This is a genomic window from Vibrio comitans, assembly GCA_024346835.1.
GTDB lineage: Bacteria > Pseudomonadota > Gammaproteobacteria > Enterobacterales > Vibrionaceae > Vibrio > Vibrio comitans.
In genome coordinates, this window is the sequence record AP024866.1 from 390154 (window position 1) to 405418 (window position 15265).

Consider the following 15265-nt stretch of genomic DNA (forward strand, 5'->3'; position numbering starts at 1 on the left):
GAATTACTGACTTGGTGGCGTATAGCCATCGATAACGATGTCTTTACCCTCAAACAAAAAGTTAACCATTTCTGTTTCGAGTAGTTTTCGATGTTCAGGATCCATCATGTTCAACTTTTTCTCGTTGATTAGCATGGTTTGTTTGCTTTGCCACATGCCCCAAGCTTCCTTAGAGATGCCGTCGAAGATGCGTTTGCCAAGTTCACCGGGATACAGTTGAAAATCCAGACCTTCTGCATCCTTCTTTAGATGCTCGCAAAATACTGTGCGACTCATGAGTGTTCCTTATGTTAGATCATACTTAAGGTTGGCTAGTAGGTTCTTAACCGGCGCAGCCAGCCCAAGTTTCTGTGGTTGAGACAAGTTATACCAAAGACCTTGGTTTTGTTCCATTACCAGGCTAGGAAGTTGCTCTAGGTTTAACAATACAGGCGTAATATCTAGGTGATAATGACTGAAAGTATGTTTAAACGCGATTAACGTTTTCGCATTGTTAATTTCCGCCTCACTGCAACCTAAGCTCTGTAAGTAGTCTTGAATATTGGCGTTGGGCTGCTCTGGAAAGCAATGCAAACCTCCCCAAATACCTGATGCTGGTCTTTGTTCTAGCCACACTTCATTTTTATGGTGAAGAATCACAAACCAAGTTTGTTTTGTTGGTTTATCTTTCTTTGGTTTTTTACCTGGATACTCGGTTTGATTTTGCTGCTTAAAAGCAACGCAGTGGTTGGATACAGGGCACAACGAACACTTGGGTTTACTGCGAGTGCAAACCATGGCACCCATATCCATCATAGCTTGGTTGTATTCATCTACTCGCTTGGTAGGTGTATGCTCACTTGCCACTGCCCACAACGCATTTTCAACGATCTTTTTGCCTGGCCAACCATCAATGGCATTACACCTTGCAAGAACCCGTTTCACATTACCATCTAGGATAGGATGCGACTGTTTAAATACTGATGACAATATCGCTCCTGCAGTAGAGCGGCCAATGCCTGGCAGGGCATTTAGTTCGTCAATATCTAATGGGAAGTTGCCTCCATATTGATCAGCTACGATCTGAGCGCTCTTGTGCAAATTGCGGGCTCTTGCGTAATAGCCGAGACCTGTCCAAAGGTGCAACACCTCATCAAGATGAGCTTTAGCAAGCGAGTCAACATCGGGAAATTGCTCTATAAAGCGCTCAAAGTAAGGGATGACAGTGGCTACTTGCGTCTGCTGAAGCATTATTTCTGAAAGCCATACCTTGTAAGCCGTTTTATCTTGCTGCCAAGGAAGGTGTTTCCTACCGTATTGCTGGTACCAAGTAAGTATCTTATTTGCGAATGGTGTCACTGAGAGCCCACAAAATTAGTCATCAAAGGTTAGAAATTGCACCATAATAGTTAGGCTAAGTAAAACTAAGTTGTGCTGATTGAGCGCAACATACACCCAATATGCACAGAAATTGGAATAATTTACCGTTGAAATGATTTATGCACTTGCGTAATGAAGATTTCTTTGGATAATTCCCGCTTTGATTAATCGATGAACAGGCAACAAAATGAGCGAAGTAACGACTAACGAATATACCGAAGATGGCAAACTGGTGAGAAAAATCCGCAGTTTTGTGCGTCGAGAAGGTCGATTGACTAAAGGTCAGGAAACCGCTTTGAATGATTGCTGGCCAACGATGGGCATCGATTATCAAAATGAATTGCTAAATTGGGCTGAGGTATTTGGTAATACTAACCCAATCGTACTTGAGATTGGCTTTGGTATGGGCGCTTCGTTAGTTGAAATGGCGAAGGCTGCCCCAGAGAAGAACTTCATCGGTATCGAAGTTCATCGCCCAGGTGTCGGTGCTTGTTTAGGTCTTGCTCGTGATGAGGGTATCACTAACCTTCGTGTTATGTGTCACGATGCCGTCGAGGTGTTTGAGAACATGATTCCTGATGGTAGCTTACAGACCGTTCAGCTGTTCTTCCCTGACCCATGGCATAAGAAGCGTCACCACAAGCGTCGTATCGTTCAGGTTGAGTTTGCTGAAATGCTTCGTTCTAAGCTGCAAATGGAAACTGGTATTTTCCATATGGCGACTGACTGGGAAAACTATGCAGAGCATATGATTGAGATTATGAACCAGGCTCCAGGCTTTGCTAACATCGCCACTGATGGCGACTATATCCCTCGCCCAGACGAACGTCCTCTGACGAAGTTTGAGGCTCGAGGTCATCGCCTTGGACACGGTGTCTGGGATATTAAATATAAGCGCACTGCTTAATATTGATATCGATGAGGGGCTACTGGGTAGCTCCTTTTTGTTTTTACCACACTCAGAAATATGAATAAGGTTTTTAGATGTTTCAATACGCTATCTTGGCTAACCCAGGCCATAACCGTATCTACTTTGACACCGCAGTTAAGATTGCATGCTCAGAATTGAAGGCAATACTTTCTTCTATGAATATCATCGTCGATGAAGTCTTGGAGAAGGATATTGGTTTACCTGCCGCTTTGGTGTTTGAAACAGAAAAAGAGCTGGATGCACAGCAACTCAAAAGGCTCTCTTCATCTTCTATCTACTATGCGATATTTCAAGTTGTAGAATCGGGCTTATTGAAACCACTTCAGCCTGAGGCATTCAATACTTTCCCTGAAAGCATGAGCCAAATCTTGCGTTATACAGGCAAGACTAATGAGCAGTTTACACGATTGATGGTTAACTTAGGCTTGAGTGCGGCTAAAACCAATAGTCCCCGAAAATGTCTGATGGATCCTATGTGTGGCAAGGGTACAACGCTATATGAAGGTCTGATCCAAGGACTGGATGTTATGGGTGTTGAGATCAATGCCAAATGGGTTCAAGAGATCCAAACCTTTATCGTTAAGTACATGAAAAATGGTCGTTATAAGCATAAAGTGACCAAGGAAAAGCGCACTGGCAGTGCGGGTAAGAAGATTGCAGATGGGTTTGTGATTAATGCAGCTGTAAGCAAAGAGGACTTTGTTAACGACCTTGGTCAGTCGATGAAGCTGTACGCAGCTGATACTCGTATTGTGAATCAGATCATTAAGAAAAACTCTTGTGATGTGATGGTGTCTGACCTTCCTTATGGAGTGCAGCATGGCAGCAAAAGTGCTAAAGACACCAAGATGGCGCGAAGCCCTCTCGAGCTAATTGAAGAAGCCCTTCCTGCATGGAAGAGTGTATTGAAGCCAAAGGGAGCGATAGTGTTATCGTTCAATGAGTTCACTTTAAAGTGGACAGAGTTAGCAGAGCTTTTTGCCGAGCAAGGCTTTGAGGTGCAAGACAAAGAACCGTACACTGGATACCTACACCGCGTAGACCAGTCAATTAACCGTAATATCTTTATTGCTGTTAAACCTTAAACTAGCTTTAAAACAGACACTTCTATAAAGCCAACCTAGTGTTGGCTTTTTTGTCCTTGAATAACGCAGGTAAGAAATGAAACCAACAGCTGAACTATTACAAGACATCCTATCGGAAGTCGCTCCCTTGATAGGTGAGGGTAAAGTTGCAAACTACATTCCTGCGCTCGCTAATGTACCCAATACCAAACTCGGTATCGCGGTATACACCAATGACGGTGAAGTCTTTAAGGCTGGGGATGCGGACGAGGCATTCTCTATCCAGTCTATATCGAAAGCACTTAGTTTAACTCTTGCCATGCGACTATATGAGCAGCAAGACATTTGGACTCGGGTAGGAAAAGAGCCCTCTGGCCAAGCATTTAATTCCATGATTCAGTTGGAAATGGAGCAGGGTATTCCTCGCAATCCCTTTATCAATGCAGGTGCTATCGTGGTAGCGGATCTTCTTAATTGCCGTTTATCCGCACCAAGGCAGTATCTTCTTGAGTTCGTCCGTCAATTGTCTGGTGACACGCATATTGTCTATGACAAGGTGGTTGCTGCTTCGGAGATGATGCATGGGGATCGTAACGCAGCGATTGCCTATTTGATGCGTTCTTTTGGCAATTTTAACAGTGAGGTAATTCCGGTATTGGAGAATTACTTTACCGCCTGCGCCCTTAAAATGAGCTGCGTCGATTTAGCGAAAACCTTTAGTTACTTGTCCAACCAAGGTATCTCGGTTAGAACTGGTAAGCGTGTTGTATCAAAGACTCAAAGTAAGCAGCTAAATGCCCTACTGGCTACTTGTGGTTTGTATGATGGAGCAGGTGAATTTGCCTATCGAGTTGGTATGCCTGGTAAGTCTGGTGTTGGTGGGGGCATCATTGCAATTGTGCCTGGTGATATGACTATTGCAGTATGGTCGCCAGAGCTTGATGCATCAGGTAACTCATTGGCAGGCACACGGGCCTTAGAGCTTTTGTCTGAGCGCATTGGCCGTTCTATCTTCTAAAAAAAGACCTCTCACATGGAGAGGTCTAGTCTATTCATCTTCTTCAGCCATGAAGGCTTCAAGCAAATCATTCAGAAATAGCTTTCCTTTGTGGGTAATTTGCCAGTGAGTTTGAGTTTCACTTAAGTAAGACTTTTCTATTGCCCAGTCGATAGTGGGCTGGATAGTGCTAAGCGGCAGTCCCGTTGTGTCCACAAAATCCTGTTTAGGGCACGCTTCGATCAATCGAAAGCGGTTCATAAAGAACTCAAATGGACGGTCTTCATCGGCAACGAGGTGTTCTGTATCTAAATACGGCTTCACCATGTTCTGATAGCTTGCTAGATAGCCTCTAGGGTGCTTTGTCTTGGTAGTGCGAACAATGCGTCCATCTGTAAAGCTAAGCTTGCCATGTGAGCCACAGCCGATACCTAGGTAATCACCAAAGCGCCAGTAGTTGAGGTTGTGCTGACACTGGTAACCAGGCTTGCTGTATCCAGATATTTCATATTGTACATACCCAGCTGCATTTAGCTTCTCATGCCCTCTTTCGAAGATATCCCAAAGATCATCATCATCAGGCAGTGTCGGCGTTTTGTAGTAGAACAGAGTGTTGGGCTCAATGGTGAGCTGATACCAAGATAGGTGCGGCGGAGCGAGCTCAATGGCTTTATCCAAATCATCCAGTGCTTGCTCAATACTTTGTTCAGGAAGGCCGTGCATAAGGTCTAGATTGAAGCTATTCAGACCAATACTGTGCGCTAGTTTGGCAGCGTTTACGGCTTCATCTTTACCGTGTATACGACCTAATCGCTCTAGCTTTTGTTGCTCAAAGCTTTGCACGCCTATGGAGATACGTGTCACTCCGGCCTCGACATACTGAGCAAATCGCTCAGCTTCAATCGTGCCAGGGTTCGCCTCCATGGTGATCTCTATACCTTCAGAGAAGGGGATGCGCTGCTCCACACCATTGAGTAAGCGTGCAATTTGCTGCGGAGAGATTAGGCTCGGCGTACCGCCACCAATAAAGATGGAAGTAAGTACTCTTTCACCAACAGAATCCGCATATTTACCGATATCGCTATCTAGATCCTCAAGAAGTGCATCAATATACAACTCTTCAGGGATATCTCCTTTCAACGCGTGGGAGTTGAAATCGCAATAAGGGCACTTTTGCACACACCAAGGTATGTGAATATAAAGGCCCAGCGCGGGTGGTATTAGCTTGCTCATAAAGCCTGTTTTAGCTGTTGGAACAGCTCATTTAAAGCCTTGCCTCGATGAGAAAGCTGCTTTTTACGCTCTGGTGCCAATTCTGCAGAGGCACAATCATCTTCTGGAACATAAAATACAGGATCATAACCAAAGCCATTTTCGCCGTGGGCTTTAGTTAAAATGCGTCCTTCCCATTTTCCATGGCAAACGATAGGGGTAGGGTCGTTTGCATGGCGCATGTAAACCAGCACACAGTGAAAGCGCGCACTGCGTTGTTTTTCGGCAACACCATCTAGCTGATCTAATAGCTTGTCGAGGTTTTGCTGGTCAGTTGCTCCTTCGCCAGCAAAACGTGCAGAGTAAATGCCAGGTGCGCCGTTAAGAAAGTCGACCTCTAATCCTGAATCGTCAGCAATAGCAGGTAGACCCGTTTCTTGGGCTGCGTGGCGAGCCTTGATGATTGCGTTCTCAATAAAGGTTGTGCCTGTTTCTGCTACATCTGAGACTTGATATTCACTTTGAGCGTGCACCTCAAAGCCAAAGTCAGAAAGCAGGTTCGCCATTTCACGTACCTTGCCTTGGTTTCCGGTAGCAAGCACTAGTTTATTTTTTGCAGACAAAGGATTACTCCTGAATATGGAAAGTTTGGTTAAATCTGAGAATGCCACTGCCCTTAGAGCCAGCATCCGCTTTTATCTCAAAGCGAAAGGTTTCATTCTCTGTTATTGGCAATTCAGCTAGATAGTAGATAGCCTCGCCTTGAGTGATCTCTCGAAACTCTAGGGTTCGAGTATTGCCAACGAGGTTTTTCGCTGTGCCTTTAAGTGTCACTTGTGTCGGCTTTTTGCCAACGCTATAGAGATCAAGGGCACTGATGTTGATCAGAGCAACGTTGGCGTTTCTCTTTAATTTCAACTCTGTTGCAATTGCAGGGGCGATGAATGTGGAATTAAATGCAGAGTAGTGCAATTCAATATCTTTCATCCGCACAAACTGCTCAGCCCAAGTAGGCATGGCAAATCCGGCCATCAATAGTGTGCATAGTGCGGTTTTGAGTAGCTTTGTCATCCTTACCCCTGAAATCATGTTTGAGCGTTACAGCCCGTACCAAATTGGACCAAATAGGCTGCTGGTGAGGTCGCCCATTAAGAAGTTAGCAAACTGCAATGCAATGAATAGCACCAGTACGCTTAAGTCTAGTCCGCCCATCGCTGGAATGATGCGACGAATCGGCGCTAGCATAGGCTCAGTCAATTGATGGAATACGTATTCGATTGGGCTACGACCTTGGCTAACCCAGCTAAGGATTGCGCGAAGTAGAAGCACCCAGAACAACAACTTACCGCCAGCCTTAATTAGGGCAAGTAAACCAATGATCAGAAGATCTGGACTAAAGCCTACAGCACCATTTGATGCCATCAACATTAGAAGTACAAACTTCAGTACACATAACGCATAAGCAAAGGTCAGAGTGGCTAAGTCGATATTACCAATAGAGGGAATAACGCGACGCAAAGGCTTTAATACCGGTTGGGTCGCTTTGACAATAAATTGAGAGAACGGGTTATAGAAGTCAGCGCGAGCTGCTTGTAACCAGATTCTAAGGATGACAACCATGATGTAGAGATCAAAAAAGGTCGTCACTAAAAACTGCATTGAATTCATTACAAATCCTTGATGAGGTTAAAAAAGGGATTCCATCTCTTCGGCACGCTTTACTGCAGCCTGCATGGCATTAGCAACGGTGTCAGAGAGCTGGTGTTGATTAAATGTGGCAATGGCCTCAGCGGTGGTACCACCCTTCGAAGTCACTTGCTGGCGAAGAGTTGCGAGTTCCAACTCTGGGTTTTCAGCGACCATTTGCGCAGCGCCGATTGCAGATTGTTGTACAAGCATGCGCGCGGTCTCTTTATCAAAACCTTGTGCGATGGCTTCTTGCTGCATGGCTTCCATAAACAAGAAGAAGTAAGCAGGCGAGCTTCCTGCTGCTGCAATAATGGAATTAATTTGAGATTCTGAATCCACCCAGCAGATTTTACCTACTGCCTGCATTAACTCACCAGCAAAGGTTTTGTCTTCTTTACTGATCTGTTCTGGCGCATAAAGGCCACTCATACCAAGTCCAAGTAAAGACGGGGTATTTGGCATTACACGCACAAAGTCAGCATCTTGCCCTAGCATTGATTGCAATCTAGGAATCGTAATGCCAGCAGCAATAGAGATCAGTAACTTGTTACTAAAGTCGATATCAGAAAGCTCCGCCAATACTTCAGACATAATCTGTGGCTTGACGGAGAGTACTATCACATCCGCTTGAGTGACTGCAGCTCGGTTGTCTGCTGTCGCGCTAATGGAAAAGCGTTGGCTCATTCTGTCACGGCTTTGCTGCGAAGGAGCGGTTGCTGTTAATGCATTAGTTGGATAACCGCTGTCTAAAAGCCCCGCAATGATGGAGCTAGCCATATTGCCTGAACCAATAAAGGCGATTTTACGTGCTGAATTTGCCAAGAGCTCTGTCCCTTATTGTTTGTTTAACTTACTGTTTATTTGAATAGTCTCGCGCACCGAAAATGGCAGTGCCGATACGAACCATAGTGCTACCGGCTTCGATGGCGGCTTCCATATCACCGCTCATGCCCATAGATAAGGTATCTACTTGAGGATATTGGGCTTTAATTGCTTCAAACAAGTCTTTGAGCTGATTAAACGCCTGCAGTTGTTCCTCATAACTTGCAACAGCTGCGGGAATGGACATTAATCCGCGCAAGTTGAGGTTTGGTAGTGAGTCAATAGAAGCGGCTAACTCCAATGCTTGCTGAGCGGAAATGCCGGACTTACTTGCTTCACCACTGGTATTGACTTGGATGAGTACCTGCAATGGCTCTTTACCATCAGGCCTTTGGTCATTAAGGCGCTGTGCAATTTTAGCTCTATCAATAGAGTGAACCCAGTCGAAGTTCTCACTAATAGGGCGTGTTTTATTGGATTGTATTGGTCCAATAAAGTGCCATTCTATGTCGAAGTCGCTATGATGTTCTTGAAAGTATTGAACTTTTTCAACGCCTTCTTGCACGTAGTTCTCGCCAAATTGGCACTGACCTGCAATACAAGCATCTACAATTGCCTGGTTGGGCTTGGTTTTACTTACTGCAAGAAGTTGCACGGAATCAGTTGCGCGCCCAAACTTACGTTCAGACTCTTTAATCTGCTGATGAATATGTTCTAAATTTGATTGGATTGTCTGCATAGTTTTGACTTAACAGGAAATTTTATGGATATCACCGAATTGCTTCGCTTTAGTGTAAAGCATAATGCCTCAGATCTACATCTTTCATCGGGACTACCGCCAATGGTAAGGATTGATGGCGATGTGAGACGCTTGGAAATGCCTGAATTTAGTGAAGCTGAGGTACACGATCTTATCTTCGACATTATGGATGATGCGCAGCGAAGTGAGTTTGAATCAAATCTAGAGTTAGATTTCTCAATTGAACTGGGTGGCGTTGGCCGTTTTAGGGTTAATGCCTTCAACCAAAGTCGTGGCGCTTCTGCGGTGTTCCGAACCATACCCACAACCATTCCAACTCTTGAGCAACTTGATTGCCCTCCAATATTTGAAAAAATAGCCAATTATGAGAAGGGGCTAGTCTTAGTCACTGGACCTACGGGGTCGGGTAAATCAACCACCCTAGCAGCCATGGTTGACTACATTAATCGTCATCACAACAAGCATATCTTAACCATTGAAGATCCTATTGAGTTTGTCCATCAAAGCTCAAAGTGTCTGATTAACCAAAGGGAAGTGCATCGTGATACACATAGCTTTAAAGCCGCACTTCGCTCAGCATTACGTGAAGACCCTGATGTGATTTTGGTGGGGGAGCTTCGTGACCAAGAAACCATAAGCCTTGCCCTAACCGCAGCAGAAACGGGGCATTTAGTTTTTGGCACTCTACACACGAGTTCTGCAGCAAAAACCATAGACCGTATTATTGATGTATTTCCTGCGGGTGATAAAAACATGGTCCGTTCTATGTTGTCGGAATCACTGCGCGCCGTTATCGCACAAAAACTTCTAAAGCGTATTGGAGGAGGGCGAGTGGCATGTCATGAGATCATGTTAGCGAACCCAGCTATTCGAAACCTTGTTCGGGAAGATAAGGTGGCGCAGATGTACTCAATTATCCAAACTGGCGCGGCTCAAGGCATGAGAACGATGGAGCAGTCGGTAAATCAACTGATGCAACAAAACCTAGTTAGCCGAGAAGAAGCTGAGGCCAAAGTAGAAATACAAACTGGCTTAGGTACAGGCTTTTAATTGCTGGCGAAACAGATAAGGGGAAGACCATGGAATTAAAAGAACTGCTAGATGCGATGATAGAGCATAAGGCATCGGATCTGTATATCACCGTAGATTCTCCTTGTATGTTTCGAGTTGATGGAGAGCTTCAGCCTTTTGGGGAAAAGCTACATCAGTCAGGGGTGACCGCTATTCTTGATAGCATCATGGATAACGATAGGCGCAAAGAATATCGCGCCATTCGAGAGGCAAACTTTGCCATAGAAAGTGAATCAGGACGCTTTAGGGTCAGTGCTTTCTTTCAGCGAGATCTTCCCGGTGCCGTTATTCGTCATATTGAAACCAATATTCCGTCTTTTGATGAGCTTGGCTTGCCTGATACGTTGAAAGATCTCGCTATGGTAAAGCGTGGCTTAGTGCTGGTGGTTGGTGCTACGGGATCAGGAAAATCCACAACTTTGGCTGCTATGGTCGGGCATAGAAATCAACACCAGCGAGGGCATATTCTTACGGTAGAAGACCCTATAGAGTTTGTGCATCAACATCAAAATAGCATAGTCACGCAGCGTGAGGTTGGGTTAGATACCGAGAGCTATGAAATTGCACTAAAGAACTCTCTACGACAAGCGCCAGATATGATTGTCATTGGGGAGATTCGAACGCCTGAAACTATGCGTTATGCCATGACCTTTGCGGAAACTGGTCACCTGTGCGTTGCAACCTTGCATGCAAACAATGCTAATCAAGCACTTGAACGGATTTTACATTTAGTCCCCCAAGCTCAACGAGAGCACTTTTTATTAGACCTCTCTCTTAACCTGAAAGGGATCGTAGGTCAGCAATTGCTGAAAGCAAAAGATGATAGTGGGCGTCATATTGCACTAGAGATCTTATTGGTGACACCTAGGGCTTCGGATCTTGTTCGTCAGGGAGAGATCGCAGAGATCAAGAATTACATGGCGAAGACCAAGCAAGAAGGAATATGTACCTTTGATCAATCGCTGTTTGATTTAGTGGTGCAGGGTAAGGTCAGTGAGGAAGAGGCTTTGCGAAGCGCAGATTCTGCAAATGACCTGCGCTTGATGCTAAAAAATCATCAGGGGACGAGCAGTAGTGGCCCGTTAGATGATATTAAAATTGATATGGGGTGAGGATCACTCGCCCCATTGGCTTTCGAACCAGCTTTCTAAGATGACCACTGCTGATTGGCAGTCAACATTGCCCTTGCTTAGGGCTTTGTAGCCGCCCATGGCAAATAGGTCAGCTCTTGCTTCCGTAGTAGAAAGCCTTTCATCGTGGAGTTCTACTTGTACTCCAAATCGACCATGAATTCGCTGAGCAAATTTCTTTGCTCTTGGAGTAATGGTCTTTAGGTCTTTACCATGCAAGTCTGTTGGTAGACCTACAACCACAAGATCCGGTTTCCACTCTTCTAACTGTGCGCCAATGTCATCCCAATTGGGGATGCCATCTTTGGCCTTAAACGCCTTCAAAGGGGTGGCGGTACCTGTGATGTCTTGTCCGATGGCGCTACCAATGCTCTTGGTGCCATAATCAAACGCCATTATGGTTCTGCTCATGCATGTCCTGCTTGTGTTGATAATTGAGACGCGTCTATGCCTAGCGACTGCACTGCGCTAGCCCAGCGGTCTTGTACCGGTGTGGTAAAGATAATATTGGGGTCAGCTTCCATCGTTAACCACGAGTTTTCAGCCAACTCATTTTCCAGTTGCCCAGGTTCCCAGCCTGAATACCCCAGTGTGACAAGGTATTGGTCTGGTTCTTCTTGGGTTCCCAATACTGACAATATGTCTTTAGATGTTGTCATCGTTAGGCCATTGGCCATTTCTATGCTTGATTGGTAACTGCCCTTAGGCTGATGAAGAATAAAACCTCGGTCTTCTGCTACAGGGCCGCCATTGTGCACAGGTTGTTTTAGGCTATCACCTGCTTGGATATGCTCTGATTTCAGTTCTACCTGTTTCAACATACCACCGACAGTGATGTCGATAGGGGCGTTGATCATGATACCCATAGCGCCATTTTCATTGTGCTCACAGATATAGATAACAGAGCGTTTGAAATAGGGGTCTTGCATTGACGGCATGGCTACTAAGAAGTGATTAGTAAGGTTCATGCGCTACCTCCGAAAACAAGCCACCGCAGTGCGGTGGCTACGCGTTATGCCAAGACGTGCTGTCGAGTTATTTGCCGATGCGTCGCTCAATAGCGTCCATCAGTTTGCCTGTGATAGAAATACCAAACTCAGTTTCAATCTCAACAATACAGGTTGGGCTAGTGACATTGATTTCCGTCACCTTATCGCCGATTACGTCTAGACCAACAAAGATCAATCCTTTCTCTTTAAGTGTAGGACCTATCGCATTGGCTATCGCAAAATCTGTGTCACTTAAAGGACGAGCTTCACCACGTCCGCCGGCAGCCAGGTTACCGCGAGTCTCGCCTTTGGCTGGAATACGGGCTAGGCAGTAAGGCATTGGCTCACCATCAACGATCAAAATGCGTTTGTCACCATTACTGATGTCAGGTACGAATGCTTGTGCCATTGCGTAATTTTGTCCGTGATTAGTCAATGTTTCTATTATGACTGATACGTTTGGATCGCCGTCTTTTACACGGAAGATAGATGCGCCGCCCATACCATCAAGTGGTTTAAGGATCACATCGCCGTGTTCTTGTTGGAAGGCTTTGATCTTCTCAGCCTTGCGCGTCACGATAGTGGTTGGGGTCATGTCTGCAAACCAAGCTGTGTAAAGCTTTTCGTTGCAATCGCGCAGGCTTTGAGGTTTGTTGACGATCAGTGTGCCTTCAACTTCAGCGCGTTCTAGAATATAGGTTGCGTAAATATACTCAGTATCAAACGGAGGATCTTTACGCATCAATACTGCGTCTAACTCAGAGAGTTTAATGGTTTGCTCTGAAAGGAATTCATACCAAGAATCGGCGTTTTTCTCGACTCTCAGGGTTTTAGTATCAGCGACCGCTACACCTTGATCTAGGTGTAGATCGTCCATTTCCATATAGTGGATCTCGTAGCCACGTTGTTGTGCCTCGAGAAGCATGGCAAAACTTGAATCTTTCTTAATGTTGATGGACGAGATAGGGTCCATCACTATGCCGATCTTGATCATTAATTTCTCCTAGCCAAGATCGCCAAAGCGAACTTGGAGTGCGGTAATTGCAGTAAGGGCGGCTGTTTCTGTTCTGAGAACGCGCGGCCCTAACAGGGTTTGTTCGAAGTTATGTTCAGTGGTCATGTCGATTTCAGAGCCAGATAGCCCACCTTCTGGACCAATCAGTAACTTAACGTGTTTGATTGGCTGGGGAAGGGTGTTAATTGAGTAGGGCGCTCTAGGGTGAAGGTTGAGCTTAAGCCCTTGATACTCTTCGCCACACCATTCCTCTAACTGCATAATGGGTCTAATCACGGGAACGGTATTACGACCACTTTGCTCACAAGCCGCAATAGCGATTTTCTGCCACTGCATGAGTTTTTTCTCAAATCGTTTAGCATCGAGTTTAACGCCACAACGCTCAGAAATAAGAGGGGTAATAGTATTGACGCCAAGCTCCACAGACTTTTGAATAGTGAATTCCATCTTGTCGCCGCGAGAAACGACTTGTCCTAGATGGATATCAAGTGGCGATTCGACACTGTGTTGCTGAGAACCTGTTATCTCAACCGCGACATTTTTCTTAGAAACCTCTGTAATAACAGCGGAATACTCTACATCGCTGCCATCAAACAAGGTAACCGCTTGTCCTGTCTGCATTCTTAATACACGACCAATGTGCCCTGCGGCATCATCACATAGCTGGACATGAGTGGCTGAAGACAAAGACTCAGGATGATATATCCTTGGTGTACGCATTAAATTCTTACCCGTAACTAACTGAACTCACTAAATATGGTTGCTATGGTAGCAAATAACAAGAGGTGTAGTGCAGTCTGATAGAGATGAAATTTTAGTGGCGACACGCTTGTTCAACGAATGGGTTTGAATTGCCTTGCGCTTCAGAGATCAATTGATTGCGCTGGCACTCCCAGTCAGTCACAGCGTAGGTTTTGTTCCACGCTTGCATTAGCTTAATTTGCTGATCTGATAGGGTGATGGGATATTGCTTTTCCATATACAGATAGGTGCGGGCAATAGGTCCTCGAGATTGCTCTGGCGGCATCGCCTTGTCATCTTTAAAGCTTATCTGCATTTGACATTGGCCATAACTAACCCCGCGCTCCCCATTCCATTGGTTGAAATCAAAGTTAGAACGATCACCGTTCACTTCTCCAATCGCAGGCACGAGATTGTGGAGATCGGCTTCCATTTCTTTGTATATAGGGTCGCTTTTGGTGCAATTCGAACGGCCACCTTCTTGCCAGCATTGTCTTTGCTTACCTAGGTGTGCGGCCGGAACCACATGCTCCCATTCAATGCGGTTTGCTCGTCGCTCTTGTTTGCGAACTTGGTAACCGCAATCATCAAGTTGCGGGGTACCTTTTTTCCCTTGCCAATCTATCTTACATCCACAGTAAAAGGACTGCGGGTGTTGCTGATAGATGCCAACAGCAAGCTGCTTAGACTTATAGAAGGATTGCGGTTTAGCATGAACCGATGAAGCCATAAGTACTAGGCTGATAATTGGGAAAATAAAGCGTATCAAGAATAAACAACGTTAAGTGGGTAGAAACGGAGAGTAGGATAACGACCTTTAAGTGAATTGACCAGATTTTGTTCAATCAAGTGTGACGATAGTGCGGCGCACTCTATAAGAGATATCGATTAGCTAAGTTGCTTACCAGTGAAAGCTAATTCAACACCACAGCTACGGCAAGAATATTGGCTCTCTTTACGCAGGACCTTGTTGTGACGGCGAATAGAGAGGGGATAGCTACGACAACCACATTGATATTCAAAGGTTTTACCTTGTACCGAGCTGACATCCATTGTGTGGGTTCGTTCAGGCTTAATACCAAACACTTTAACCATCACGTATTGCCACTCCTTGCCATGAGGCTTAACTCTCCCAAACACTTGATGGGTGATTAGATGCGCAAGTTCATGTGGTAGCACTTCATCTATAAACTGCTGCTGGTTCTCAGCAAACAGTATTTTATTAAGCTTGATGGTATTGAGTTGCAGCAATGCCTTGCCAGCGGCTTTTCCTCGCATATCGACGTCTACTTGTGGCATTGGAAACCTTCGCTGGAAGTGTTGGTTTGCAATGTCTATCAGTTGTGCTGTTTTCTTGGAGAGCTGATATTGAGTTGGGGTCATTGGGTCTAATTTACTACCTGTTTATGCATGCACTCTAGCGCAATCTGCTTGTACAAAAAAGGTATAGAAAGCATAAAAAAGGGAAGCGAATGCTTCCCTTAT

At 45.2% G+C, this 15265-nt stretch carries 19 protein-coding genes; 5 read left to right on the top strand and 14 right to left on the bottom strand.

Going from position 1 to position 15265, the window contains the following annotated elements:
- Window positions 1-3: 3 nt before the first annotated feature.
- Window positions 4-276 carry an oxidative damage protection protein gene (locus OCU46_RS01880; RefSeq protein WP_141273141.1) on the bottom strand — a complete coding sequence of 91 codons (273 nt, stop codon included), beginning with the start codon at window positions 274-276 and terminating at the stop codon, window positions 4-6.
- 9 nt (window positions 277-285) lie between these two features.
- Window positions 286-1338, bottom strand: coding sequence for an A/G-specific adenine glycosylase (gene mutY / locus OCU46_RS01885; RefSeq protein ID WP_141273143.1), 1053 nt, complete (start codon window positions 1336-1338; stop codon window positions 286-288).
- 208 nt (window positions 1339-1546) lie between these two features.
- Here mutY and trmB point away from each other — a divergent pair, with 208 nt between their 5' ends.
- From trmB to glsB, 3 genes are all read left to right on the top strand, one after another.
- Window positions 1547-2266, top strand: a complete 720-nt coding sequence (trmB, locus tag OCU46_RS01890) for a tRNA (guanosine(46)-N7)-methyltransferase TrmB (protein ID WP_141273145.1) — start codon at window positions 1547-1549, stop codon at window positions 2264-2266.
- A gap of 77 nt (window positions 2267-2343) precedes the next feature.
- Window positions 2344-3375: a TRM11 family SAM-dependent methyltransferase gene (locus tag OCU46_RS01895; protein WP_141273147.1), complete on the top strand. Its 1032-nt coding sequence runs from the start codon at window positions 2344-2346 to the stop codon at window positions 3373-3375.
- 76 nt (window positions 3376-3451) lie between these two features.
- Window positions 3452-4372 carry a glutaminase B gene (glsB, locus tag OCU46_RS01900; protein WP_141273149.1) on the top strand — a complete coding sequence of 307 codons (921 nt, stop codon included), beginning with the start codon at window positions 3452-3454 and terminating at the stop codon, window positions 4370-4372.
- A gap of 30 nt (window positions 4373-4402) precedes the next feature.
- Here the strand turns inward: glsB and hemW are convergent, their stop codons facing one another.
- From hemW to OCU46_RS01930, 6 genes are read right to left on the bottom strand one after another with little or no spacing between them, the layout of a single operon-like run.
- Window positions 4403-5584 carry a radical SAM family heme chaperone HemW gene (gene hemW / locus OCU46_RS01905; protein WP_141273151.1) on the bottom strand — a complete coding sequence of 394 codons (1182 nt, stop codon included), beginning with the start codon at window positions 5582-5584 and terminating at the stop codon, window positions 4403-4405.
- On the bottom strand, window positions 5581-6186 hold the full coding sequence (locus tag OCU46_RS01910; protein WP_141273153.1) for an XTP/dITP diphosphatase: 606 nt from the start codon (window positions 6184-6186) through the stop codon (window positions 5581-5583). The genes hemW and OCU46_RS01910 overlap by 4 nt, the downstream gene beginning before the upstream one ends.
- A 4-nt stretch (window positions 6187-6190) precedes the next feature.
- Window positions 6191-6634 carry a DUF4426 domain-containing protein gene (locus OCU46_RS01915; protein ID WP_141273155.1) on the bottom strand — a complete coding sequence of 148 codons (444 nt, stop codon included), beginning with the start codon at window positions 6632-6634 and terminating at the stop codon, window positions 6191-6193.
- Window positions 6635-6661: 27 nt separating this feature from the next.
- Window positions 6662-7231, bottom strand: coding sequence for a YggT family protein (locus OCU46_RS01920; protein ID WP_141273157.1), 570 nt, complete (start codon window positions 7229-7231; stop codon window positions 6662-6664).
- Between the two features lie 18 nt (window positions 7232-7249).
- Window positions 7250-8074 (bottom strand): pyrroline-5-carboxylate reductase, encoded by an 825-nt coding sequence (proC, locus tag OCU46_RS01925; protein WP_141273159.1) that lies wholly within the window; start codon window positions 8072-8074, stop codon window positions 7250-7252.
- Between the two features lie 28 nt (window positions 8075-8102).
- The gene (locus tag OCU46_RS01930) at window positions 8103-8813 is read right to left on the bottom strand and encodes a YggS family pyridoxal phosphate-dependent enzyme (protein ID WP_141273161.1); all 711 of its coding nucleotides are present in this window, start codon (window positions 8811-8813) and stop codon (window positions 8103-8105) included.
- Window positions 8814-8837: 24 nt separating this feature from the next.
- On the opposite strand from OCU46_RS01930, the gene OCU46_RS01935 reads away from it, so the two are divergent.
- Window positions 8838-9884, top strand: coding sequence for a type IV pilus twitching motility protein PilT (locus OCU46_RS01935; protein ID WP_141273163.1), 1047 nt, complete (start codon window positions 8838-8840; stop codon window positions 9882-9884).
- Between the two features lie 29 nt (window positions 9885-9913).
- Entirely contained in the window at window positions 9914-11017 is a 1104-nt protein-coding gene (locus OCU46_RS01940) for a PilT/PilU family type 4a pilus ATPase (RefSeq protein WP_141273165.1), read from the top strand.
- Between the two features lie 3 nt (window positions 11018-11020).
- Here OCU46_RS01940 and ruvX read toward each other — a convergent pair whose 3' ends face one another.
- The 6 genes from ruvX to OCU46_RS01970 all read right to left on the bottom strand — a co-directional run bounded on the left by ruvX (window position 11021) and on the right by OCU46_RS01970 (window position 15163).
- Window positions 11021-11446, bottom strand: a complete 426-nt coding sequence (ruvX, locus tag OCU46_RS01945) for a Holliday junction resolvase RuvX (RefSeq protein ID WP_141273167.1) — start codon at window positions 11444-11446, stop codon at window positions 11021-11023.
- A complete protein-coding gene (locus OCU46_RS01950) occupies window positions 11443-12003 on the bottom strand; it encodes a YqgE/AlgH family protein (protein ID WP_141273169.1) in 561 nt (186 codons plus the stop codon). The genes ruvX and OCU46_RS01950 overlap by 4 nt, the downstream gene beginning before the upstream one ends.
- A gap of 67 nt (window positions 12004-12070) precedes the next feature.
- The gene (gene gshB / locus OCU46_RS01955; protein WP_141273171.1) at window positions 12071-13018 is read right to left on the bottom strand and encodes a glutathione synthase; all 948 of its coding nucleotides are present in this window, start codon (window positions 13016-13018) and stop codon (window positions 12071-12073) included.
- Between the two features lie 9 nt (window positions 13019-13027).
- Window positions 13028-13759, bottom strand: a complete 732-nt coding sequence (gene rsmE / locus OCU46_RS01960; RefSeq protein ID WP_141273173.1) for a 16S rRNA (uracil(1498)-N(3))-methyltransferase — start codon at window positions 13757-13759, stop codon at window positions 13028-13030.
- Between the two features lie 94 nt (window positions 13760-13853).
- A complete protein-coding gene (locus OCU46_RS01965) occupies window positions 13854-14510 on the bottom strand; it encodes an endonuclease (protein WP_167495437.1) in 657 nt (218 codons plus the stop codon).
- A 158-nt stretch (window positions 14511-14668) separates the two neighbouring features.
- Complete coding sequence (locus tag OCU46_RS01970) at window positions 14669-15163, bottom strand: SprT family zinc-dependent metalloprotease (RefSeq protein ID WP_141273177.1); 495 nt, start codon at window positions 15161-15163, stop codon at window positions 14669-14671.
- Between the last annotated feature and the right edge of the window lie 102 nt (window positions 15164-15265).

Coding starts and splice junctions, on each gene's coding strand:
- OCU46_RS01950 (WP_141273169.1), bottom strand. CDS start 12,003: ATGAACCTTACTAATCACTTCTTAGTAGCCATGCCGTCAATGCAAGAC.
- OCU46_RS01965 (WP_167495437.1), bottom strand. CDS start 14,510: ATGGCTTCATCGGTTCATGCTAAACCGCAATCCTTCTATAAGTCTAAG.
- OCU46_RS01970 (WP_141273177.1), bottom strand. CDS start 15,163: ATGACCCCAACTCAATATCAGCTCTCCAAGAAAACAGCACAACTGATA.
- OCU46_RS01895 (WP_141273147.1), top strand. CDS start 2,344: ATGTTTCAATACGCTATCTTGGCTAACCCAGGCCATAACCGTATCTAC.
- rsmE (WP_141273173.1), bottom strand. CDS start 13,759: ATGCGTACACCAAGGATATATCATCCTGAGTCTTTGTCTTCAGCCACT.
- trmB (WP_141273145.1), top strand. CDS start 1,547: ATGAGCGAAGTAACGACTAACGAATATACCGAAGATGGCAAACTGGTG.
- OCU46_RS01930 (WP_141273161.1), bottom strand. CDS start 8,813: ATGCAGACAATCCAATCAAATTTAGAACATATTCATCAGCAGATTAAA.
- gshB (WP_141273171.1), bottom strand. CDS start 13,018: ATGATCAAGATCGGCATAGTGATGGACCCTATCTCGTCCATCAACATT.
- OCU46_RS01915 (WP_141273155.1), bottom strand. CDS start 6,634: ATGACAAAGCTACTCAAAACCGCACTATGCACACTATTGATGGCCGGA.
- ruvX (WP_141273167.1), bottom strand. CDS start 11,446: ATGAGCAGAACCATAATGGCGTTTGATTATGGCACCAAGAGCATTGGT.
- OCU46_RS01880 (WP_141273141.1), bottom strand. CDS start 276: ATGAGTCGCACAGTATTTTGCGAGCATCTAAAGAAGGATGCAGAAGGT.
- OCU46_RS01920 (WP_141273157.1), bottom strand. CDS start 7,231: ATGAATTCAATGCAGTTTTTAGTGACGACCTTTTTTGATCTCTACATC.
- hemW (WP_141273151.1), bottom strand. CDS start 5,584: ATGAGCAAGCTAATACCACCCGCGCTGGGCCTTTATATTCACATACCT.
- OCU46_RS01935 (WP_141273163.1), top strand. CDS start 8,838: ATGGATATCACCGAATTGCTTCGCTTTAGTGTAAAGCATAATGCCTCA.
- glsB (WP_141273149.1), top strand. CDS start 3,452: ATGAAACCAACAGCTGAACTATTACAAGACATCCTATCGGAAGTCGCT.
- OCU46_RS01940 (WP_141273165.1), top strand. CDS start 9,914: ATGGAATTAAAAGAACTGCTAGATGCGATGATAGAGCATAAGGCATCG.